22 protein-coding genes are annotated in these 22,898 nt (G+C 29.5%); 17 read left to right on the forward strand and 5 right to left on the reverse strand.

The genetic code is table 11. From position 1 onward, the window contains the following. Nucleotides 1-76: 76 nt before the first annotated feature. The 3 genes from ACNMOQ_RS03070 to ACNMOQ_RS03080 form a co-directional block, all read right to left on the reverse strand. Nucleotides 77-478, reverse strand: coding sequence for a DUF4870 domain-containing protein (locus tag ACNMOQ_RS03070; RefSeq protein ID WP_315294800.1), 402 nt, complete (start codon nucleotides 476-478; stop codon nucleotides 77-79). A gap of 435 nt (nucleotides 479-913) precedes the next feature. Beyond that, a complete protein-coding gene (locus ACNMOQ_RS03075) occupies nucleotides 914-2,080 on the reverse strand; it encodes an IS256 family transposase (protein WP_064205432.1) in 1,167 nt (388 codons plus the stop codon). Between the two features lie 318 nt (nucleotides 2,081-2,398). Then, nucleotides 2,399-2,959: a CHAP domain-containing protein gene (locus ACNMOQ_RS03080; protein ID WP_416350234.1), complete on the reverse strand. Its 561-nt coding sequence runs from the start codon at nucleotides 2,957-2,959 to the stop codon at nucleotides 2,399-2,401. Nucleotides 2,960-3,337: 378 nt separating this feature from the next. On the opposite strand from ACNMOQ_RS03080, the gene nhaC reads away from it, so the two are divergent. After that, nucleotides 3,338-4,738, forward strand: a complete 1,401-nt coding sequence (nhaC, locus tag ACNMOQ_RS03085; RefSeq protein WP_416350235.1) for a Na+/H+ antiporter NhaC — start codon at nucleotides 3,338-3,340, stop codon at nucleotides 4,736-4,738. Nucleotides 4,739-4,778: 40 nt separating this feature from the next. On the opposite strand, the gene ACNMOQ_RS03090 is transcribed toward nhaC, so the two are convergent. Beyond that, nucleotides 4,779-5,561: a CHAP domain-containing protein gene (locus ACNMOQ_RS03090; RefSeq protein WP_017000912.1), complete on the reverse strand. Its 783-nt coding sequence runs from the start codon at nucleotides 5,559-5,561 to the stop codon at nucleotides 4,779-4,781. A 477-nt stretch (nucleotides 5,562-6,038) separates the two neighbouring features. On the opposite strand from ACNMOQ_RS03090, the gene ACNMOQ_RS03095 reads away from it, so the two are divergent. The 14 genes from ACNMOQ_RS03095 to ACNMOQ_RS03160 all read left to right on the forward strand — a co-directional run bounded on the left by ACNMOQ_RS03095 (nucleotide 6,039) and on the right by ACNMOQ_RS03160 (nucleotide 20,220). Further along, entirely contained in the window at nucleotides 6,039-8,069 is a 2,031-nt protein-coding gene (locus ACNMOQ_RS03095; protein ID WP_416350236.1) for a helix-turn-helix transcriptional regulator, read from the forward strand. Between the two features lie 28 nt (nucleotides 8,070-8,097). Continuing rightward, nucleotides 8,098-8,844 carry a transcriptional regulator, SarA/Rot family gene (locus ACNMOQ_RS03100; protein WP_416350237.1) on the forward strand — a complete coding sequence of 249 codons (747 nt, stop codon included), beginning with the start codon at nucleotides 8,098-8,100 and terminating at the stop codon, nucleotides 8,842-8,844. Nucleotides 8,845-8,876: 32 nt separating this feature from the next. Next, entirely contained in the window at nucleotides 8,877-9,425 is a 549-nt protein-coding gene (locus ACNMOQ_RS03105; protein WP_103268992.1) for a tubby C-terminal domain-like protein, read from the forward strand. 27 nt (nucleotides 9,426-9,452) lie between these two features. Then, a complete protein-coding gene (locus tag ACNMOQ_RS03110; protein ID WP_239703988.1) occupies nucleotides 9,453-9,818 on the forward strand; it encodes a hypothetical protein in 366 nt (121 codons plus the stop codon). A gap of 161 nt (nucleotides 9,819-9,979) precedes the next feature. Continuing rightward, nucleotides 9,980-11,029 carry an LLM class flavin-dependent oxidoreductase gene (locus ACNMOQ_RS03115; protein WP_218707167.1) on the forward strand — a complete coding sequence of 350 codons (1,050 nt, stop codon included), beginning with the start codon at nucleotides 9,980-9,982 and terminating at the stop codon, nucleotides 11,027-11,029. Nucleotides 11,030-11,031: 2 nt separating this feature from the next. Further along, nucleotides 11,032-11,385, forward strand: coding sequence for a hypothetical protein (locus ACNMOQ_RS03120; protein WP_017000924.1), 354 nt, complete (start codon nucleotides 11,032-11,034; stop codon nucleotides 11,383-11,385). 453 nt (nucleotides 11,386-11,838) lie between these two features. Further along, nucleotides 11,839-12,189 (forward strand): transcriptional regulator, SarA/Rot family, encoded by a 351-nt coding sequence (locus ACNMOQ_RS03125; protein WP_017000925.1) that lies wholly within the window; start codon nucleotides 11,839-11,841, stop codon nucleotides 12,187-12,189. Between the two features lie 70 nt (nucleotides 12,190-12,259). Beyond that, complete coding sequence (locus ACNMOQ_RS03130; RefSeq protein ID WP_103268990.1) at nucleotides 12,260-12,865, forward strand: C39 family peptidase; 606 nt, start codon at nucleotides 12,260-12,262, stop codon at nucleotides 12,863-12,865. 76 nt (nucleotides 12,866-12,941) lie between these two features. Continuing rightward, the gene (locus ACNMOQ_RS03135) at nucleotides 12,942-14,441 is read left to right on the forward strand and encodes a DUF6583 family protein (protein ID WP_017000928.1); all 1,500 of its coding nucleotides are present in this window, start codon (nucleotides 12,942-12,944) and stop codon (nucleotides 14,439-14,441) included. An 18-nt stretch (nucleotides 14,442-14,459) separates the two neighbouring features. Beyond that, nucleotides 14,460-15,626: an ABC transporter permease gene (locus tag ACNMOQ_RS03140; protein WP_017000929.1), complete on the forward strand. Its 1,167-nt coding sequence runs from the start codon at nucleotides 14,460-14,462 to the stop codon at nucleotides 15,624-15,626. Beyond that, nucleotides 15,623-16,543, forward strand: a complete 921-nt coding sequence (locus ACNMOQ_RS03145; protein ID WP_103268987.1) for an ABC transporter permease — start codon at nucleotides 15,623-15,625, stop codon at nucleotides 16,541-16,543. The genes ACNMOQ_RS03140 and ACNMOQ_RS03145 overlap by 4 nt, the downstream gene beginning before the upstream one ends. Before the next feature lie 11 nt (nucleotides 16,544-16,554). Further along, nucleotides 16,555-17,235 carry an ABC transporter ATP-binding protein gene (locus tag ACNMOQ_RS03150; protein WP_017000931.1) on the forward strand — a complete coding sequence of 227 codons (681 nt, stop codon included), beginning with the start codon at nucleotides 16,555-16,557 and terminating at the stop codon, nucleotides 17,233-17,235. A 170-nt stretch (nucleotides 17,236-17,405) separates the two neighbouring features. Next, nucleotides 17,406-18,797, forward strand: coding sequence for an L-cystine transporter (locus ACNMOQ_RS03155; protein ID WP_064204602.1), 1,392 nt, complete (start codon nucleotides 17,406-17,408; stop codon nucleotides 18,795-18,797). 259 nt (nucleotides 18,798-19,056) lie between these two features. Then, the gene (locus ACNMOQ_RS03160) at nucleotides 19,057-20,220 is read left to right on the forward strand and encodes an acyl-CoA dehydrogenase family protein (RefSeq protein WP_416350238.1); all 1,164 of its coding nucleotides are present in this window, start codon (nucleotides 19,057-19,059) and stop codon (nucleotides 20,218-20,220) included. Between the two features lie 69 nt (nucleotides 20,221-20,289). Here ACNMOQ_RS03160 and ACNMOQ_RS03165 read toward each other — a convergent pair whose 3' ends face one another. Continuing rightward, nucleotides 20,290-21,228, reverse strand: coding sequence for an EamA family transporter (locus tag ACNMOQ_RS03165; protein WP_082892494.1), 939 nt, complete (start codon nucleotides 21,226-21,228; stop codon nucleotides 20,290-20,292). Nucleotides 21,229-21,373: 145 nt separating this feature from the next. Between ACNMOQ_RS03165 and ACNMOQ_RS03170 the strand changes: the two genes are divergently transcribed. Together ACNMOQ_RS03170 and ACNMOQ_RS03175 are read left to right on the forward strand one after the other, a co-directional pair. Continuing rightward, complete coding sequence (locus ACNMOQ_RS03170; RefSeq protein WP_017000934.1) at nucleotides 21,374-21,745, forward strand: YbaN family protein; 372 nt, start codon at nucleotides 21,374-21,376, stop codon at nucleotides 21,743-21,745. A 126-nt stretch (nucleotides 21,746-21,871) separates the two neighbouring features. Continuing rightward, nucleotides 21,872-22,810: an ABC transporter substrate-binding protein gene (locus ACNMOQ_RS03175; protein ID WP_416350239.1), complete on the forward strand. Its 939-nt coding sequence runs from the start codon at nucleotides 21,872-21,874 to the stop codon at nucleotides 22,808-22,810. Nucleotides 22,811-22,898 lie beyond the last annotated feature (88 nt).

The raw sequence follows: 22,898 nt of genomic DNA on the forward strand, positions 1-22,898 counted from the left end.
AATTAAAGTAATGAGCCTCTTTTATCTTTAAAAAGAAAAAAAACACTTTTTTATACAAAAAGTGTTTTAATTATTTCTATTTAATGAAGCGAATAGATAATGGTGGTAAATAAGTTTCACCTTGATAAGCTTTAACTGCGCCAATAATGGTGAAGATAAATACTAAAATTGCTAATATTGGAAGTAAAATAATGCCAATAATAATCAAACATAGTACTCCAGCAACTATTCCCCATATTGTATAAGAAATAAAGAAGTTTAAATAATCTTTACCGATTCGATCTACAAAAGAAGATTCATCTCTTTTAATCAACCATATAATTAAAGGTGCAATTAATGCAGTAAATAGACTCGTTAAATATATGAGCATCCCGAATAAACGTTCATCATCATTAGTAGATGTTTGATTATCAACATTTATATTATTTTCTTCATGAATTGTAGATTCTTGAAAAGGGTTCTGTTCACTGTTCGTCATATCATTTCCTCCTCGCTTAACTATTGGTATTATTATACATGTTTTAGCGGTTAACTACTAATCTTTAAGTATTAATAATGAAAAATATTCGATTTTTAAAGTGCATGCTTTCCTATAGTATCTTTCTAACGTGCTTGTTTAAAAACTCTAGCCCGTTAGAAAATGTAACGTGCAAGACTAAAATATCTAGCCCTTTAGAGCGATATATCAAATAAATTCAATATAAAATCACATTAAAAATAGGGGAAATGAAGCTCTAACGTGCTTGTTTATGTACTCTAGCTCGTTAGAAAGTCAAGTCCATATTTATGTGTAATATCTTTAGAAGTAATCAACCTTTGGTTTTTTAGAATGTATTAACAAAATAAATCTGTTTGATTTTTAGCAGATTCATTTTGTTAATCTCTACTTATTTTTCAAAAATAAGTAGTAAGTTTAAGGAATAAAAGGTCTTTTAGCATTATCTAGATTTTCTTGAATATCCATGAGTAATGCACCAATTAATCTAAAAGCTGAGTCTAGGTTAGGGAAAGTCTTAATGACTTTCTCTCTTTTTCTAAGCTGCATATTTATATTTTCAATAGAGTTAGTAGTTCGTATATTCTTATGGTGTTGTGCTGGAAATCTATAAAACTGTGTGGCATCTTCGAAGCCCTGATCTAATATATTTAAAGCTTCTGAATACTTAGGATTATTTTCATACTTAGTTACAAATTCATTTTTACTTTCAAGCGCATGTTGATATGTAGGAGCTTGAAAAATAGATTTAAGTAATGTTCTTGCCTCTTGTGAATTCTTTTTTGGAAATCTTTCAATGATGTTTTTAAGAAGATGAAATGTACAACGTTGCCAAGTTGAATCTATAAATTGTGATTTAATAGACTTAATAAGACCAGAATGTGCATCAGAAATAATGAGCTCAGGAGTTGTGAGGCCACGCATTCTTAAATCTTCAAAGAACTCAGACCAAGCCTGTTCAGATTCTTGATTAGAAATTTTAAAACCAATAATTTCACGTCTTTTAAGTTCATTTACTCCCATAGCTATATAAACTCCTTTAGAAACTATTTTATTATTCTCTCTAACTTTAATATGCATGGCATCAACAAATACATATCTGTACTGATGACTAGTAATAGGTCTACTCGACCACTTTTGAATATCGGGGTCAATATTTTTCATAACTTCTGAAATCGTAGATTTCGAAACAGATTTACCTGCCAGAGCCTCTACAATTTTCGTGATGTTTCTAGTTGAAACGCCATTAATATAAGCTTCTATCATCGCTAAAATCAGTGATTGATCAGAGCGAGAATATTGATCAAAAACTTCAGTTGTAAATTCGCCATCACGCGTTCTAGGTACTTTTAAATGAAGTGTTCCGACTGGAATCATAAAATCACGTTCATAGTAGCCATTTCGTTGTGCAATCCTTTCAGGATGCTTTTGTTTGAAATCAGCGTTCACAAACTGATCTCTTTCCATTTCCATATAAGCATTTAATACAGTTACAGCTATACTTTTCATAGCAGTATTTAAATTACTTTCTAAAATAGCACTTGCCAATTCTTCAAAGTCTACGTTAATATTTAACTGAGTCATATATAGGTCACCTCTACAATATTTTCTTAGTCGATTACATTGTACTAAAGTGAGCTATATTTGGCTCTTTTTTTATTACACAATTATATGGACATATTCCGTTAGAAAATGTAACGTGCAAGACTAAAATATCTAGCCCGTTAGAGCACTATATCAAATAAATTCAGTATAAAATCACATTGAAAATAGGAGAAATGAAGCTCTAACGTACTTGTTTATGTACTCTAGCCCGTTAGAGCTTTAAACATCCCTTTTTCATCGCATAAAAAAGAGTCCAGACATGAATAATGTCTGGACTTTTTAAAAAGTATTCAAATTTTAGTGAATGTAGTTGTAAGAACCAGCTTCTGAAGCTGAGATAGTACGAGAAGATACAACACCTTCGCCTTGGTAGTTCATTTCAGAAACTTCGATTGAACCGTCTGAGTTTACATTTTCAACGTATGCTACGTGACCAAATGCACCTGCAGATGATTGTAAGATTGAACCTTCTTTAGGTGTATTGTTTACTGTGTGTCCATCAGCTGCTGCGTTTGAAGCCCATTGGTTAGCATTGCCCCAAGTTGAGCTGATAGGATCTCCATCTTCCATTTTTTTATCGAAGATATAATAAGTACATTGTCCAGCTGTGTATAAGTTAGCTGATGAACCTGTAGTTTGTGTTGCTGTTTGAGTGAATGAAGAATTAATTGATCCATTCATGTTTGAAGTATTGAAATTTTGGCTATAGTTACTAGTGTAGTTGTAATTATAGTTTTGAGTTTGAGTTTGTTGTAAATTTTGGTTTTGGTCAAATGTATCAGCAGAAGCTTCTCCATTCCCTATAATTGTTGTAGCTAATCCCGTAGTTAATACTGCAATCGTTGTTAATTTTTTCATTTTAAATATTCCTCCGTAAATTTCGTATATGTTTAATTTTATAATTTATATTTTAAGTGTGTGTCGTTTTCCGACGACAAAATATACTCTAACAGATGAAATTGAGTTTGTGTGTATTTTCATCGAGTTGTTACTTAATCATAACCTTATAAAATCTTTTAGTAATATTTAAATAGAAATATGACATGCAGTAATATAGGATATAGCCCATCAATATAGGGTTTTTTAATGAATTGTGAGAATACTTATGTCATTTTCTTGTAATAATTCATTTATATCACATGTAAAACAAAAGAAGTAGTTGGTAAAATATACAACTACTTCTTTTATTATAAAAAATTGTAAGAAATCTTCATTTATTAGAAAGGGGTTTGATATATGAAGAGGCTACCAACACTTTTTGAAGCAGTATCAACTATTGTGGTCATGGGGATAATAGTTTTAATAGGTTTTGGAATTTTACAATTCCCAATACAACCATTGCTTATTTTAGCAGCTATATATGCTGGCTTTATAGCAATAAGAGTAGGCTTGAGTTGGGAAGAAATACAAGATGGTATTACTAAAAGATTAGCAACTGCTATGCCTGCAATTTTTATTATTATTGCTGTAGGTATATTAATTGGTACTTGGATGTTTTCTGGCACTGTACCTGCACTTATTTATTATGGTTTAGAAATGATAAATCCTACATATTTCTTAGTAACAGCTTTTATTATTACAGCAGTAACTTCTGTAGCGACTGGAACTGCATGGGGATCAGTAGGTACAGCAGGGATTGCATTGATGGCTATAGGAAGTGAAATGAATATACCAGCAGGCATGATTGCTGGTGTTGTTATAGCAGGTGGCGTGTTTGGTGATAAAATGTCGCCGTTATCTGATACTACTAATTTAGCCGCCCTTGTAACTAAAGTAAATATATTTCACCATATAAGACATATGATGTGGACTACAGTTCCAGCATCAGTAATCGGCCTTGTAATATGGTTCTTTGCAGGTTTACAATTTAATGCTGAAAATGTTGAAAGTAAACGTATTAATACTTTATTAGGCAATATTGATACAGCTTTTAATTTAAATTTTTGGGTTTGGGTACCTGTAATTGTCATTGTTATAGGCATAAGTATGGGTAAGCCAACAGTGCCAATGATGCTATTATCAAGTGCAGTAGCTATGGTTGTTGGTATATTTAACAATGGTTTTGATTTAGTTGATGCTTTTAACGTTACAATGAATGGTTTTGATATAAGTATGACATCTTTATCAAATAATGATGCTTCAAATTCTATGGTAGAACTTGTAAAACGTGGTGGCATAATGAGTATGACAGAAATAATTGTTACAATTTTCTGTGGTTATGCTTTCGCGGGAATTGTAGAAGCTTCTGGCAGTTTAAAAGTAATACTGTCAACAATATCTCGTAAAATAAGTAAAGATTCACATCTTATATTTGTAACTATTGCTGGTAGCTTAATTTTAGTATTTGCTGCTGGTGTTGCATCAGTTGTTATTATTATGATTGGTGTATTATTAATGGATGTGTATGATGAAAGAAGTTTAGACAGAGTCAATCTGTCACGAACGCTAGAAGATTGTGGAACTATGGTATTACCATTTATTCCATGGGGTACATCTGGCATTTATTATAGAGATTTATTACATGTATCGTTAGGAGATTTCTTCTGGTGGGCAGTACCATGTTATCTATGCGTTATCTTCGCGGCATTTTATGGTATGACAGGTATTAGCATAAAAAAAGTAGATACTAAAGCATAAAAAAGAGCAATCATTATGATTGCTCTTTTTTTTAAATATCTTAGTGAATGTAGTTGTAAGAACCTGCTTCAGTAGCTGAGATAGTACGAGTAGATACTACTCCAACTCCACCTGCATAGTTCATTTCAGAAACTTCAATTGAACCGTCTGAATTAACATTATCAACATATGCTACGTGACCGTATGCACCTGATGTTGATTGTAATACAGCACCTGATGAAGGTTTGTTATTTACAGTGTAACCTGATTGAGCAGCTGCGCTAGCCCAGTTATTTGCGTTACCCCAAGTGTTACCTAAGTCAGGACGCTTGTCGAATGCATAGTATGTACATTGACCAGCTGTGTATAAGTTAGCGCCTCCGCCATTTGATGGACGAGAAGTTGAAGTAGTTGTAGTGCTAACTTTTGAACTTGAGCTTGAAGTTGTAGTTTGGTTATCTGATGTTGGTGCTTGTGTAGTTGAAACGCGAACGTTATCTTGGTTTGAAGAAGCAGTATTTGTAGCTCCTAAACCTCCACCGTTTGGTGCAGCATTGAATGCTGGTTGTGAATAATTTGTATTAGAAGAAGCTTCAGTATTATTTGAGCTAGTATTGTTAGCTACTTGTTGTTGAGCTTCGTTACCGTATGATTGAGTTGAAGGGTTCCAGTTCCCTTTCCAAGTGTAGTGATAGTTACCTTGTTGATCAATTGTGTAGCTGTATTCATAAGAATGTGGATCATTTGGGTTATAACCTTGGTTATTTTCTGCCGCATCTGCGTCATGTGCCATAAATGTTGCAATTCCTGCTGTTGCAATTGCTGCTGTTGCTATTTTTTTCATAATGTAAAAATCCTCCTAGATAATTTAAAAATGTTTTCGTATATGTTTTGTAATTTATAAGTTTTTTTCTCTGCTGTTTATCAACAAAATCTACTTTAGCAGAAATTGAATGCTTTGTGTTGAATGTTAAAGCTTTGTAATTTAATTTAAATATCTTAAGATTTCATGTAATAATTCTGAACACTTTTATATGAGTTTAAAATGCTTTAATAACAGTATTTATAAGCAATTTTCTTTTAAAATAATTTTTATTGTTACACGATTGTAATATTTAAGACATAAATAAATATTTGACTTTATAAATTTATATCAACTGATTCATACTACCTTACTAAAAAATATTGATTTTAACGAAATTAAATAAGTACAAAATTTCATAATAAAAAGTCAGAAATAAAGTATTTTTATCAATAATTTTTGAATTATAATTACTTTACTTATTAATAAGGTTTTGCAAGTTAAATAGAGGTGTTAGTTATGCTACATGATTGTAATTTGAAAATTTATCATCCGTTGAATATACAATATGAATTTAATTTAGGAATTATTGTCCTATATATAATAGAAGGAAAAGCAAGTATTTCTATTAATCATTCTAAAAATGAATATAAAAGTGGCGATGTCATTATCATAAATGATCTTGAACTTTTTGGTGTCATCACCAATAAAGATACAATCATCGCCTGTCTTACACTCTCGAGGATAGAATTAGATGAAATATATCATTTTAATAAGCGTTATTTTCTAAATCCAAATAAAATAGATAATGCTTTATTAAAGGCGCGCATGATTAAACTCATTTCTAATTATTTAAATAGGGAAGGTAGGGAGAATAGGAATGTTTTAGAAAGTATATTTGGAAGTATTAATGATGTAGCAAAATTACTCTTCGATTCAAGAGTTATTGACGATAATTACTTAAATTATGGCCGAGATAAAGTATATTCTGATATAGCGAATACTATAGATTATGTTTATAAGAATAATAAAAATAAAATAACAATAGCAGAGGTAGCCAGGACCAGCCTATATTCAAAAAGGAAACTTTCAAATAAATTAAGGCAACATACAGGTAGGAAATTTACCGATTTATTAAAAGACGTAAGATTGATTTATAGTAGTTATGAATTAATGTACACTGCTCACACTTTATCTCAAATTGCTATAGATAATGGATATAGTAATGAAAGTAGCTTTATAAAAAATTTTAGAGAGCGATACGATATTACACCGGGGAAATTTAGAAAACAAATGTATCAAGATGAATATTTTTCGTTTCGTAATGATAAGACATCTTTAATGGATGATTTTTCAATATTACGGGAATTCATTAGAGAATCAGAAATGAGTTTAATTGTAGAGGATAATATAGAAATTGATATGAGAGATGTTCAATCATCAAATGTATTATCACCTGATTTACTTGTTTATGTTACTCATAAGGAAACTTTAACAAACCAGTATCACCAATCTAAGTTATTATGCATGCGTAGAGAATACGGTAAATATTGTTTATTGTTCTCACATGCATTACTTTGTGAATTTTACGAACTAGGTTTTGAAGATAACAAAATCATTGATCAAATATTTTCATTTTGCTTAGAAAACCAATTTGATATTTCATTTGAAATTCAATTGAATAAGCATTCTAGTTTAAATAACTTTTTAATTTATTTTGAAAGGTTATTAATTTATTTGACTGAATGTACATATTATTACGGAATGCAATCGTTTAAGTTTTATATTGATACTTCTTATCAGCAATTCAATATTATAACTGAGACAATTTCTAAATATTTAGTAGATGCAACCATGATACTCATTTTAAACACTCGCAATGATTATTTAGCTCATCGAATGTCTCACAAATTGGACTCGCATTTTCTTATATCATATAAAATAAAAAATGAAACTGATATTAACAAAGAAATAAGCGAAAAATTTAAAGATATCCCTTCGTTCAACATTTTATACCAACCTAAATTTCCTAATAGAATTACATCACTTGTTTCAATATTTAAATGGAGTGTATTTCATAATGAAAAAGTAACGATGCTTATAAATGATATATGGATAGATAGTATGATCCCTTCTCAAAGCAGCCATTTTATGATTAAAGAAAAACAATCAAACATTGAAAGCCAAAGACAACTGTTTGAATTGATGTTAACACTGAAAAGATTAAGAGGAGGAATTGTTTATTTTAATGAGCATATATTATTAACGAATTATTTTTATGAATATCAATTACTCGTGTTTCCAAATACACATAGTTTTAAAATGATGCATCAAAGAATAAAAATGAAAAATATAGAAATAAATAGTTTTGTATGTAGGCCAAATAATATCATCATAAGCGAAAACACTAAGCTAGGTAATAATGAATTGTTAACGAACATGGATTTAGAATTGAGAGAAGTAAGTATTGTGAAAGAACCAAATAATCTAATTGTTCAATATTATTCATCACCAAGTTTTATTAAACATATCTATATAAAAATAAAATAAATTTAATTAATTAAGGTGGTTTTTATAAATGAATAAGCAAATTAATGATTTATTAAGAATGAATTATGTAAATAGCCAAGTAAAGAAGTACTTAAAAAAAGAATTTGAAATTAATATGTATCACTTGAAAATATTAAAATATATGTATAATCGTAAAGAACAATCATCTTTTACTACAGGAGAACTTAAAGCATTGCTAAATATAAATCAGACAATGTTAACGCATGTCATTTCATACTTAGAAGATTTAGATTATTATGAAAAGCAACGTGCAAAAGACGATGAGAGAAAAATACTTATAATGGTAGAAACTCGTCACAGAATAAAAATTGAAACTTTAATTCATCAAGTAACAAAAGATTTAAAAACATTATTAATTGAAAGATATGACACTATCAATACAAATCAGATAATAGAAGTTACGCTTTATATAAATGACCAATTAGTTTCAATAAAAAAAGATATTGTAGAGGGATATCATTTAAGTATGGATCAATTAATGTTATTGATACTTATTCAACAATATCAAAATGAAGTATGCACATTGAAAGCAATAAAACTTAAATTTAATTGGGATATGGTGAAGATTAATAAAGCTGTTAAAGCATTAGTCAAACTAAACTATGTTATGAAATATAGAAATGAACAAGATGAAAGAATGGTACTTGTTTCAATAAAGAAGAGTGCTGAAGAGGAAGTAAATAAAATAATTAATAAGTTATTTATATTAAATACATTCGATTATAGAGGAAGGGATAAGGCTATGATAAAATGAAATCAATAAATACTTATTGAAGGAGATAATGTATGAATCGATTTCATTTTAAAGAAAACTTCTTCGGATCTTCTACAAAGCCCATCGACGTTTTCAATCAGTATGAAGAACCAGTTTATAAATTGAGTTTATATTATACATCAACGCATCAAGAAACTTTTGCGATTTTAGGAAGAAAAAAACATAATTTTATCATTGAATTTCAAGGTGGAAATTATTCTGTACTCCAAGAGAAAAGTTTAGAAGGTAAACTTAAAACGCCTTTTAAAACAGTATGGGAAGTTTTTAAGAACGATAAAAAAATAGGTGTTGTTGAAACTAAAATAGGTTGGAAACCTAAAATGATATTTAAAGGTATAAACAATGATGAATTAGTATTTGAATCTGGATTTATCTCTAGATCAGTAAGAGTAACAAATCAGCGAAACCAAGTTTTGATGGAAACAAAGTCTGAAAGGTTTAAAATTGCTTCGAATCATCAAATTGATATTCAAACGAATGATTATCATCCTGCTATGCTTATTATGTTATTCCAAGTATTTTTTGAATATCAAGAATATCAACGTAGTAAATCAAATTAGAATATAAAGTTAAAGGAAGATAACAATATGTTTAAATTTCTTAAAAAAAGAAAGAATGTCTCGACAGAAACGCATGTTACATCCATACCTAAACATATAGAAGGCATGACACTTGTAGATGCTTATTATATACAAGACGATCAAGTAGCAGAATATATTAAAAATCGAGAAAGATATCGAGATGCTCTCATTTATGTATTAGGTCTCTATTTTTCTACCGTAGAAGTGATGTTTGAAGGAAGTGTTGATGGGGAGGCAGTAGTAGCTTTTGAAAATAATATCCCTATTAAATGTATTTATTTAGATCCTATGACAATTGATGATATAAGGAATTTGGAATTAACAAAACCTTTAAAAGAAGCTTTACTAGAATATTGTAAATTGAATGAATAAACAATCTCTAAATACGCCCTTAAAAGTTTTCATTTTTAATGTTTACTTTTAAGGGCGTATTTAAGTATAGAAATTTAAATCTTTATTTAACAAGAACCTTGACATTTATTAAAATAGTATTATAATTATATCTAGTATAAATAGTATATCGAGGTGAGAATATGAAGTTTGAATTAGGTCTTTCCTCTTTTGCAGAGTTATCTCCTGTCGATGGTACTGATAAACCTTTCACAGCATCAGAAAGAATCAATCAAATTGTAGAAGAAATTATTTTAGCTGATAAGGTAGGTTTGGATATATATGGTTTAGGTGAGCATCATCGAGAAGATTATGCAGTATCTGATCCAGTATCTGTGTTAGCAGCAGCAGCTCCTCAAACAAATCGAATAAGATTATCTTCTGCCGTGACAGTCCTTTCTTCAGATGATCCAGTGAGAGTTTACCAAAGATTTGCAACTCTAGATGCATTGAGCAATGGTAGAGCTGAAATTATGGCTGGGAGAGGTTCATTTATAGAGTCATTTCCTTTGTTTGGATATGATTTGAAAGATTATGATATTTTGTATAAAGAGAAACTAGATTTATTGTTAAATATTAATGAGAATAAAACTGTTAATTGGCAAGGATCAACAAGACCATCAATTAATGGATTAGATGTTTATCCAAGAGCTGTACAAGAGAAATTACCTATTTGGTTGGCAACAGGAGGAAATCCAGAATCATCTATGAGAGCGGGGGAATTGGGCTTGCCTATTACTTATGCTATTATAGGTGGTGCGCCAAGTCGTTTTAAACGCAATGTAGCGATGTATAAAGCGATAGCTGAATCTAAAGGACATGATGTAAGTAAGTTACCTATTGCTACGCATTCTTGGGGTTATGTAGCAGAATCTGATGAAATAGCTAAACAAGAATACTATCCTTCTAGTGCTTATGTTATTAATCAATTAGGCATAGAAAGAGGATGGCCGATGTACTCAATCGAAAAATTTGAACAAGAAATTGTTCATGGCGCATTATTTGTTGGTAGTCCAGAAACAGTTGCAGCCAAAATCATTAAGCTTCATGAAGATCTTGGTATAACAAGGTTTATGCTTCATTTACCAGTAGGCTCTATGCCTCATGAAAAAGTGATGAAATCTATTAAACTATTAGGCGAAAAAGTTAAGCCAATTGTTGATGATTATATGAAAAATAAGGAGGAAATTTAGTAATGTTAAGATATTTATTAAACGTATATGTAGGTAAAGAGTTATTTAAAGCTAGTCAACCGAAAGTAAAAAACGATGACGGTATGGCTCAACAATTTGAAGAAGGATTTGGTCTTTCTAGAAACGCAATGAAATTAACTGGTGGACTTGAAGTATTAGGTTCAGCATTTCTATTCTTAAGTGCATTCAGCAAAACATTCTCAAGATTAGGATCGTTAATTATTGGATCAGTATTATCAGTAGCAGCTTATAAACACTATGAAGCGGGCCACGGTTTTAAAGGATCTAAGCATGCATTACAATTATTAGGTTTATCTGCATTAAGCTTTATCGATACACTAGGTAAGAAAAAATAATTATTAATCATAATAATGAACAGGTTGGGACTACTAAATCTTTTTAATAAAACGAGATTTCTTTCCCACACCCAATTTAAAAGTAGTAAAAATTCTTGATTCGTTAAGAGTTTTTACTACTTTTTTTGTTTGAAAACAGGTTTAACTACAATTTCTATTTTTATATTTTAAAAGTAATTATTATTAAAATATTAAGAACTTTAAAATAAAGACGATAGTAAATATTTTAGTTTCTATTCCATAAAAGTATTGATATTAAAGAGATTTATAGGATTTAATGGAAGTTAATTTCCTGTTTTTACAAATTTTGTTGAATGTTTTTAAAACTTATTATAAAATAATAAATAAATAAAAATTCATTGTGTTGAAAAGGAAAAATATGCTATAAGAAAGATAAAATGCTTAATCGACCAATTCAACAAATAGCTATTTTAACTTGGGGAGTGGTAAGCAATGGAAGCCGTACAAATTAGAAATGTAGTAGAATTAGTTACAGTTAGCAAGAAAGCCAAAGAACATTTAACAAAAATAAAAAGCCAATTTGTATTAACATTTGAAGAACTATATATATTAGTTTATATATATAAAGGTGAAAAGGATTGCTATAATGTTAAAGATATTATAAAAAATTCAAAGTTTAAGCCTTATTATATATCTAAAGCAGTTCAAAATTTAAAAGAAAAAGGTTTAATTTCTAAAAAGAGAAACGATAAAGATGAAAGAACTGTAGCAATTGAAGTCTCAAAAATACAACATCGAAAAATTAAAAATTTGCTAATGGAAATTGAAGGAGAAGTTTTATAAAAATCGAAAGTGTGCCTTATTAGGGACACTTTTTATCTTTATTAAATAAATTTTAAGGAGTTATGAAATTATGAAAGTGTTGTTATCTGTAAAGCCAAAAAGCCAGTTGTTTCCTATACCGATGGTTATGGGGTGTGAAGGTGTAGCAAGTTCAATGTTACTGAATTATTATTATAAAAAAATTGATGCTATAACTATAATGAAAGATTGGCCAACACATATTGATAACCCTAAAAAAGGTTATGTAGGCAATCAATTTTTAATTAGCTTTTTAAGACACCAAAGTATATTTCCTAATGTTTTAGCACCTTACCTTAATAAGTTTGATGCAGATTTGGTAGACGGTACAGGTACAACACTGTATGAATTAGAGAACATATTAGCAAAAAAACATCCGGTTTTAATTTATCATACAAAATTAGGTCAATCGCCTGTTTGGAAAACATTTAAAATAGGAAGAAATAATAAAAAGTTAGTTTCAAATATACATGTAACACTATTAATAGGATTTGATGAACATTATTATTATTATATTGATCCTCTATGGAAGCAATATAATAAGCTAATATTACCAGCTTTTTGGCCTTCTAAAGCTCAAATCATTAAAATAGAAAAAAATAAGATGGCTGAAAGTTATAATAAACCAGGAAAAATGTGTATTTTTAAAAAAATATAATTAATTTCAAAATAATATGTTATAAAGTTGTAACATTTGATATGATAATGTTATCAAATCAAAAGAGGTGTAGAATATGTCTACTAAAATTAAAGTGCTTATTATAGCAATAGTAGTTGCATTTGTTGCTGTTGTAGGGATTGGTGGGGCAGCGACTTATTATTTTTTAACTAACACCCCAAAGAATACATATTTATTAAGTGAGCAAAAGTCAGCAAGTTTATGGAAAGATTATTTTAATGACAGATTTGAAAATGAATCTAAGTTTCAAGACAAAATGAAAGATGAGTCTTATGAAATGTCTTATAAACTGGGAGTTGAAGTTCCGGATAGTCTATTATCACAAATTGGGCTACCAAAATCAGTTATAGATTCAACTAATCTTATATTTAATGTAGGACATGATCCAAAAAAGAAAAACTCTAAATTAGGTATTGAACCAACAATTGCAGATAATAAAATTGGTAATTTCCAGTGGAGTGCTGATAAAAACAATCAGTATTTAGAAACACCATTATTTGATAGTATTTATAAAGTGAAAAATGATGAAATTAAAAAAGGTATTGAAAAAGCAACTGGAGAATCACTTGATCAAGGTGAAAGTAATAATGTTACAAATGATTCATTAAACTTAAATACAATTTTATCAAGTTCTCAAGTTTCACAAGACCAAATAGATAAAATATCTAAACGATATAGTGATCTTATCGTAGATCAATTAGATGACGATAACTTTAAAAAAGATAAAGAAAAAGTTAAAATTTTTGGTGACGAAAAGAAACTAAAGAAAGTTACGATGAATTTAAGCTCTAAAGATACTAAAAAAATCACTGTTTCAGTATTAGAACAAGCGAAAAAGGATAAAGACATCAAAGAAATTGCTGAAAAACAAGGTAATGTTAAAGAATATAATAAAGAGATTGATGATTTATTAAAAGAAGCAAAAGACGAAGATGAGTCTAATTATCCAAAAGTGAAGTCAATTATATTTGTAGATGGAAAAGAAATCTTAAAGCGTGACTTAACAATCACTAATAAAGATGACGAACAAGTTAAATTAACAGGAGCAAACGTTATTGACGATGGCGTTCAAGTTGATTACAAACTATCAGTTCCTGACAACGAAGATGTAATAACATTAAAAGGTAAATCTACTGATGGTGATAACATTAGTGATAAATACAAACTTAATGTAAAAGAAAATGAATATAGCAATACTATGGTTCAATTAGATAATAAATCTAAAGTTGATGGAGATAAACGTACTGATAAAGGTACAGTAACTTTAACACCTTCAACTGGTAGCAAATTTGATTTAAATTATGAAAATAATTTAACAACTGATGTTAAAAATAATGAGCAAAAACAAAAATTTAATATAAGTTTTGAACAAAATGGTGAGCCAATTAAATTAATGATTGATGGCAAAACTGAATTGAAGAAAGATATTAAATTCAAAAAAGACGGCGCAGTAGACTTTAATACTTTATCATCTTCAGAAGTAGATGATATTGGCGACGAAGTTCAAGACAAATTTGAAGATATCGTAAAAGATGTAACAAACGATATTAATTAATATGGAAGGAGTGGTTATATGTCGACTTTAAAATTGTTCAACATATACCACTCTTTTTTAATTAAAAAGTGGTATTTGCTTGTATATATTTTATTATTATTTATCGCATTGCTTGGTTTAATGATAGGGATTCAACATTTTAATCAAAAAGACGACAGCTTTACAATTGGTATCGTAGATAAAGATCAATCTAAAGAAACAAAGTTAATATTAAATGCTGTTGGTGATGGACAATCACTTGGAGATAATCTTAATATTGAGCATTATAATGAACAACAAGCAGCAAAATTATTAAAAAGTAAAAAAATAGATGGTTATTTCTTATTTAAAGAAGGCATGACAAAAGCTTTTTATAAAAATGGAGAACTTCCAATTGTTGTTAATACATATGACACACAGTCCATCGAAAGCATAGTTATTATGCAATTAACAGATTCTGTATATAGTAGATTAATGTTATCGATGGGAGGAGCACTATCATATACACATGTATATGAAAATGCTTCTGATGAAGAATTGCTTACTATGATGACTGATATGTTATTTACAGGATTAAATAGAAATGGTTCTTTCGAAGAAGAACCAGTAAAAGTATACGATACAGCAAGTTATTATATTGTAGCATTTTACTTTGTATCCATTTTTTTCTTTTTCTTTTCTATATTCAGCATATTAAAAATGGACCAAAAAAATGCCTTAAAGGAAAGACTTAGTATGTTTCATTTCTCTTATGAAAAATTAACTATTGTGAGAGGGTTATTCAGCTTAATTTATACAGCTATATGGAGTTGCTTTGGTTTATGGTTGATTCTAAAATTTTTGAATCCTGATTTTGAAATGTATAACTGGCCAACTTTATTAATATATATTGTATATTATCTTTTTGCATTGACGGCTATATTTATTTTTATTGATATAACAGCAAGACAAGCATTTAATTATGTTTGGAAAATTGTTTTGACTGTCGTTATACTAATATTTTCTGGGGCAACGATTCCTGTTGTTTATTTAAAAGGGCTGTTTAATAATATTATAGATATGTCGCCTTTTACTATTGTAATGAATCAATTATTAGAATTAATACTTAACAATTATATATTAAATGTACACCCTATGTTTTATTGGAATATATTAATAGTTATGTGTTTATTGGTTATTTCTTTAGTTTGGAGGTATCGCCAATGAAACCTATATTCAATTTAGTCGTATTAAAACAATGGGTACAATATATCATTTTAATACTTTTTATTATTTTAACTGTAAGTGTAGTTTTTATGGTTGAAGCTTCTTCAAATAAAGTATTTAAAGTCCCTATAGCGATTCAAGATATGGATCAATCTAGTGAATCTAAAAATTTAATTCATACTTTGGAACATACTAAATATTTGGAAGTAATTAAATTACAAAAAGATGAAGCTTATATTGAAGATGTTATTCAAAAAAAGCAAGCTATAGTGAGTATGCAAATACCTGAAGGTTTTAACAAAAAGCTATCTAATAATAATTTAAGAGATGCAATACCTTTATATTATAAAGATGATTTTATTGGTGAGATTGCATTAGAAGTAACTAGTAAAGCATTATATGAACAACAAATTCCAATCATTATTCAAAAACATTTAGACAAATCAGGACAGAATGTAAGTCTAGAAACAATCAAAAAAGAATATAAAAAAGATACGCCAAACTCTAAAATGGAACAACATGCTGTAAATAAAAATTCCGACGTTTCTATAAGCGCAGGATTAATTATTGCATTATTATTAGTTATCAGTACAAGCCAGATTGTGTTACATCAAAGGTTGAAGCAAAATGCAGCTCTAGAAAGATTACTAATGTTTAATAACACTAAAATGAAACTATATTTGACATATATTTTAACACATACTTTATTATTATTTTTTATCATTTTCATAATAGGATTATGTTTATCATGGTCATTAAGTTTCAAATTTTACTTGATAACGTTTTTAATATTGCTAATCTATGAATTTGGACTTTCGGTATTATTATTCAAAATAAATACATTAAGTCATAAAATATTTATGGCTTTATTATGGGCAATAGCTATAAATATTGTATATGTATTTATACAAATATAGGTGGTGTATTGATGATTAAGATTAAAAACCTCAATAAAAATTATAAAAATAAACATATATTTAGCGATTTTAGTACAGAATTCAACGATAAGACATTAACTGTTTTACTAGGTGAAAATGGTGCTGGTAAATCTACTTTGCTGAGAATGATTGCTTCCCTTGAACAACCTACTAGTGGTGATATATTTTATTTTGGAAAAAAATTAAATAATCGACAAATAAAAAATAAAATAGGTTATATACCTCAAGACATTGCTTTGTTTGAACATATGACTGTTAATGAAAACATTAAATTCTTTAAAGCTTTGTATAAAAAGTCAATTACTGATGAACAAATAACAACTTACTGTGAAAAATTAAATTTGACTGAAAGACAGTCGAAAGTTTCTTCTTTATCAGGTGGAACTAAAAGAAAAGTCAATTTGTTAATTGGGTTGTTAGGTAATCCAAATATATTAATTTTAGATGAGCCGACTGTCGGTATAGATTTAAAATCAAGATATGACATACATCACTTATTAAATAGTCTAAAGTCATCATGCTTAATTATTTTAACAACGCACCATTTAGACGAAGTAGAATCATTAGCAGATGAAATTAAATTAATTGGCAAAGATCCTTTCTATAGAAATGTACTTGAGGAAAAAGGTTGGCAATTTGAAGATAGCTTAGAAGAGCTAAATAACGCATAATAAATCAAGCTTTGTAAATGCAACGGATATAAATTAGTTAGAACTTTTTGATTTTAGTTTTTATATAAAATCAGAATTTTTAAAATACTAATTATCTTGTTGCATTTACTTTTTTTTACGTGTATTCTTATTTAGTATATCGGAATTAAAAGAATTAGGAGGAAAACTAAATGGAAACATTATGGGTAATCATAAATATTGTTGTTTTCTTAATATTTATAGGGGTATTAGCCTACTTAAGTAAAAAACACGTGAAGTTTTCTAAGCGTGTATTAATAGGTTTAGGTATCGGGATATTATTAGGTTTAGTATTACATTTGATTTATGGCGTAGATTCTAAAGTGACAGAAAATACAGCTTCGTGGCTAGATGTAATCGGTACTGGTTACATTAAACTACTACAAATGATTGTAATGCCATTAATATTCATTTCAATCGTTTCTGCTTTTACGAAAATAGCTATAGGACAAAATTTTGCTAAAGTTGGTGCATGGATATTTACATTCTTAATAGGTACCGTTGCAGTTGCAGCTTTAGTTGGCGTTATATATGCAATGATATTTAATTTAGATGCATCACAAATAGACATGGGTGATGTTGAAAATAGTCGAGGACAAGAAATTCAACAAACATCGGACGATATGGAAGCAAACAATTTACCAAGCCAAATTATAGAGCTATTACCAGCTAATCCATTTTTAGACTTCACAGGTGCTAGAGGAACATCTACAATAGCTGTTGTAATATTTGCTGGTTTCGTTGGATTTAGCTTTTTACGTGTGATGAGAAAAGAACCGGAAAAAGGTAACTTACTTAAAAGAGGTGTCGATGCTATTTACGCTTTAGTAATGGGTATCGTGACATTTGTATTAAGATTAACTCCATATGGTATTTTAGCTATTATGACAAAAACAGTTATGACAAGTAATTTTGAAGCGGTTTGGACGTTAGGAAAATTTGTATTAGCTTCTTACGCTGCTTTAATAACGATGTTTATTATTCACTTAATTCTAGTAACAGTAGTTGGTTTAAATCCTTCTACTTATGTTAAAAAAACAGGCGAAACATTATTATTTGCATTTACATCTAGATCAAGTGCAGGTACATTACCATTAAACGTGCAAACGCAAACTCAACGTTTAGGTGTACCTGAAGGCGTAGCAAACTTTGCTGGTTCATTCGGGTTATCAATAGGACAGAATGGTTGTGCAGGTATTTATCCAGCGATGCTCGCAATTATGATTGCGCCAAGTGCAGGTGTAGATATAGACTTACCGTTCATATTGTCAGTAATTGGCGTCGTTGTAATCAGTTCATTTGGTGTAGCCGGTGTAGGTGGAGGCGCAACATTTGCGGCAATTCTCGTATTATCTACATTAAATTTACCTATTGCATTAGCAGGGGTTTTAATTTCAGTAGAGCCATTAATTGACATGGGTAGAACAGCTTTAAACGTTAATGATTCTATGCTAGCAGGAACAGCGACAGCTAAACTAACTGGTCAATTAGATGAAGATAAATATAATGATCAAGACTTTGATGAACTAGGTGAATCATATTAAATCATTAAAATGAGAAATAATAGTGTTCTCAATTTATTCATTTAGTGCTAATTTAATTTTTGGGCTGGGGCATAAATACATGTCTCAGCCTTATTCATTATAATGACAGTAGTTGACAAGGTGGGACTACGAATTCTTTTTAATAAAATGAGATTTCTATCCCACTCTCTTTTATGCTTAAAAACTTATCTATACAGTCGGATATGTATTGAAAGCATATTATGACAGTGATAAAGTGATACTAAGGAGCGTGAAAACGATGAGCAGAGATTTATTTATTAAAACAGAGTTTCAACAGAAATGGATTAATAAAATTGAAAATCATAAAGAGGCTTTACAAAAACATGCTGAAGAAAATGATTTACACTCAAAATTTCCTTATGAAAATATTAATTGGTTGATTAAAGAAGGTTACACAAAAACAGTATTGCCAAAATCGTATGGTGGAGAGGGTGCGACACCTGAAGATGTTATTATATTACAAGAAACTTTAAGCAAAATTGATGGTGCAACAGCTTTATCGATAGGATGGCATATGGGTGTCGTTGGCCAAATATATTCAGAAAATTTATGGGATAAAGAAATCATGGATGAATTTGCTGAAGAAGTTCTAAATGGTGCAATCGTTAATAGGGCGGTTAGTGAAGCAGATACGGGAAGTCCAACTCGTGGTGCTAGACCCAGTACAAATGCTAAATTAGTAGGTGACGAGTATATTATAAATGGTGTGAAAACTTTTACCACAATGAGCCAAAGATTGACTCACTTTTTAGTCGGAGCTTTTATCCCTGAAAAAGAAGCTCTAGGATTTTTCTTAATACCTAGGGAAACTGAAGGATTAACAATTGCAGAAAATTGGAACATGGTAGGTATGCGTGCTACAGAAAGCCATGATCTAGTATTAGACGATGTGAAAATAGATAAAAAGTATTTAGTAGAAGTATCTAAAGGTCCACGTGGCGCCGTACCAAATCCTTGGAACCTTCATATACCAGCTGTTTATTTAGGAATTGCACAGGCTGCACGTGATTATGCTGTTGATTTTGCAAACGAGTATAGTCCAGGTAGCATAGAAGGTGTTATTGCTGATATACCAGCAGTTGAGCAAAATATAGGAAACATGGAATTAGAGCTTACAACAGCACGCCATTATATTTATAGTGTAATCGATAAATATCAAAATCCACCTATAACAAACGCACGAATTAATGAAGAAATAGGTGCAGCAAAGCATGTTGTCGTTAATCACGCAATTAAAATTATTGATAGCGCCATGAGAATTGTTGGCGCCAAAAGTTTAGAGATGGAACGCCCATTGCAAAGATATTATAGAGATATTAGAGCTGGCCTTCATAATCCGCCAATGGATGATATTACTATTAAAAAGTTAGCTAAACAAGCACGAGAAGAAAGAACAAAATAAGAGAAGAAAATTTAACGCTCAACTCCATTTAATCTATTTAAGGAGATGAGCGTTATTGGTATTTTATGTTTATAAAGCTTTATTAACTTTATACTTTTTACGTTTTTTGCGTCTAGGTTTCATACCAATCGACATATAAAGTACTACTGTTAAAATGATAATCATACCGATTAATTGCCATAATCCAAATGAAACTTTTAACCAAATAACTGAAGAGATAACTGCAGTAACAGGTTCCATCACACCAAATAATGCTGTAGTTTGAGGACTTATGTATTTAACACTTTCTAGATACATCCAAAAAGCAAACATTGTTCCAAAAGTGATGACAAAAATAAAATATAAAACGCCTTTTAAATCGAGTAAATGCCAAGGAAATGAAAAGTCTAAATTAATGATAGATAAAGCTATACCGCCAATAAACATGGACCAACCGATAACTACTAGCGAAGGCCAATTAATGAATAATTTAGTAGCATAAACTGTATAAAAAGCTGCTGCACATGCAGTTAATAATCCCCAAACAACTGCATTACTTGGAACAGAAAGGGTAGAAAAATTACCATTAGTCAATAATAAACTTGTTCCAAATAATGAACATAAAATAATCGTAATATCTGCAATTCTAAATTTACTTTTTCTAGTTAGCAGTAAATAAATAAGAATGACTACAGGAGCTAGAAATTGTAATAATGTTGCCACAGCTACGTTACCTTTGTCTATCGTTGCCATAAATGTATATTGGACGCCTAACATACCAAATAAAGCATAGATAATAAGCTGAAATAATGAATGTTTTACTTTAAATATATGCATTAAAGGTTGTCGTTGAATAAGTTTAGCTATTAATAACAAGAAGAAACCACTCAGTGTTAAACGAACAGCTACAAACAATGAAACAGGTAAATGATAATCTGTAAATAATTTTTCTGTAACTGTTCCACCTATACCCCAGAAAGAAGCACCAAATAAGACAAGTAAAGTGCCTTTTAGCTGTTCATTTTTCAATATAAATCCCTCAATTCTAATCTTTTATAATTATTTTATTGTATCATTTGAAATTTAAACCAACAATATTCAAATAACTTTTACTTGCTTTTTTAACTTAGGCGTTCTTATAATGTACATAATCATTCTAAAGAGAGGTAGTTAAATGAAATATGTTTACATGTCGATCGGGATACTTGCAACTGCGCTCGGGTTTTTAGGCGCTGTATTGCCTTTACTACCAACTACTCCTTTTATTTTATTAGCAGTTTTTTGTTTCGCAAAAAGCTCTGAACGTTTTCATAAATGGCTTATAAATACTAAAGTATATAAAGAATATGTTGAAGATTTTCAAAAATATAGAGGATATACATTGAAAAAGAAATTCGAATTACTTATTAGTGTATATATTGTGGTTGGTTTTTCTATATGGATGGTTGATAACTTTTATATCAGAATAGGGTTATGTATAATGTTATTCTTCCAAACAGTAGTCTTATTCACTTTGGTGAAAACATTACCTGCCAAAAATAAATAAATTTTTAAACTACCTTTTTGTAAGGTAGTTTTTTTTATTTATTTAAAAATTCTTATTGATATATTTTGGAAAACAATATATAATTGCTTTATTGCAAATGATAATCGTTATCAACAGGAGGGTATTATGAAAAAGTTATTAACATTAGTTTTGGCTTTAGCTTTGATTGTAGCAGCATGCGGGAACAAATCAGAAGATAAAGAAGACAAAAGTAAAAATGATACAAAATCTAGTAATGATACAGTGAGTTACACATTGGATGATGGTAAAAAAATTGATATACCAAAAGATCCTAAAAGAATTGTCGTATTAGCTCCGTCTTATGTTGGTGGATTTTTACATTTAGGCGTTAAACCAGTAGGAGTTCCAGCATCAACAGATCAAACAAGTGTGTTAAAAGATAAAATTAAAGGCATTGAAAAAGTAAGCGAAGATAATGTTGAACAAGTAGCAAAATTAAAACCAGATTTAATCATTACATATAACCAAGATAAAAATTTAAACAAATATAAAAAGATTGCAGCAACTATTCCATATGACTACAACAAACACAATTATTTAGATATGCAAGTTGAATTAGGTAAACTTATAAACAAAGAAGATGAAGCAAAAAAATGGGTAGAAAAATGGAAGAAACAAACTGCTAAAGATGGTAAAGAAATTAAAGAGAAAATCGGTGAAGATACAACTGTATCTGTAATCGAAGCTTTCCAAAAAGATATATACAGCTACGGTGAAAACTGGGGTAGAGGTACAGAAGTACTTTACCAAGCATTTGGTCTAAAAATGCCTGAAAGCGTTGAGAAAGACGTTAAAAAAGATGGATGGAAGAAAATTTCACAAGAAGAAATTGAAAAATATTCTGGAGATTATTTATTCTTACCATTAACAAAAGGACAAGAAAAACCAGAATTTATTAATACTGAATCATACAAATCTATACCTGCTGTTAAGAATGATAAAGTAATAGAAATTGATGCTCAAACTTTCTGGTATAATGATCCGTATTCATTAGAAGTACAACGTGAATTCTTAAAGAAAGAATTATTAAAAAAAGCTGATTAATCAACTTTAAGTCGTAAAATTAAACTTATAAATAATATTAAAACAGTGGAGCCCGAGACAAATTAATGTCCCGGACTCCACTGTTTTA

It is taken from the genome of Mammaliicoccus lentus, from assembly GCF_947036595.1.
GTDB lineage: Bacteria > Bacillota > Bacilli > Staphylococcales > Staphylococcaceae > Mammaliicoccus > Mammaliicoccus lentus.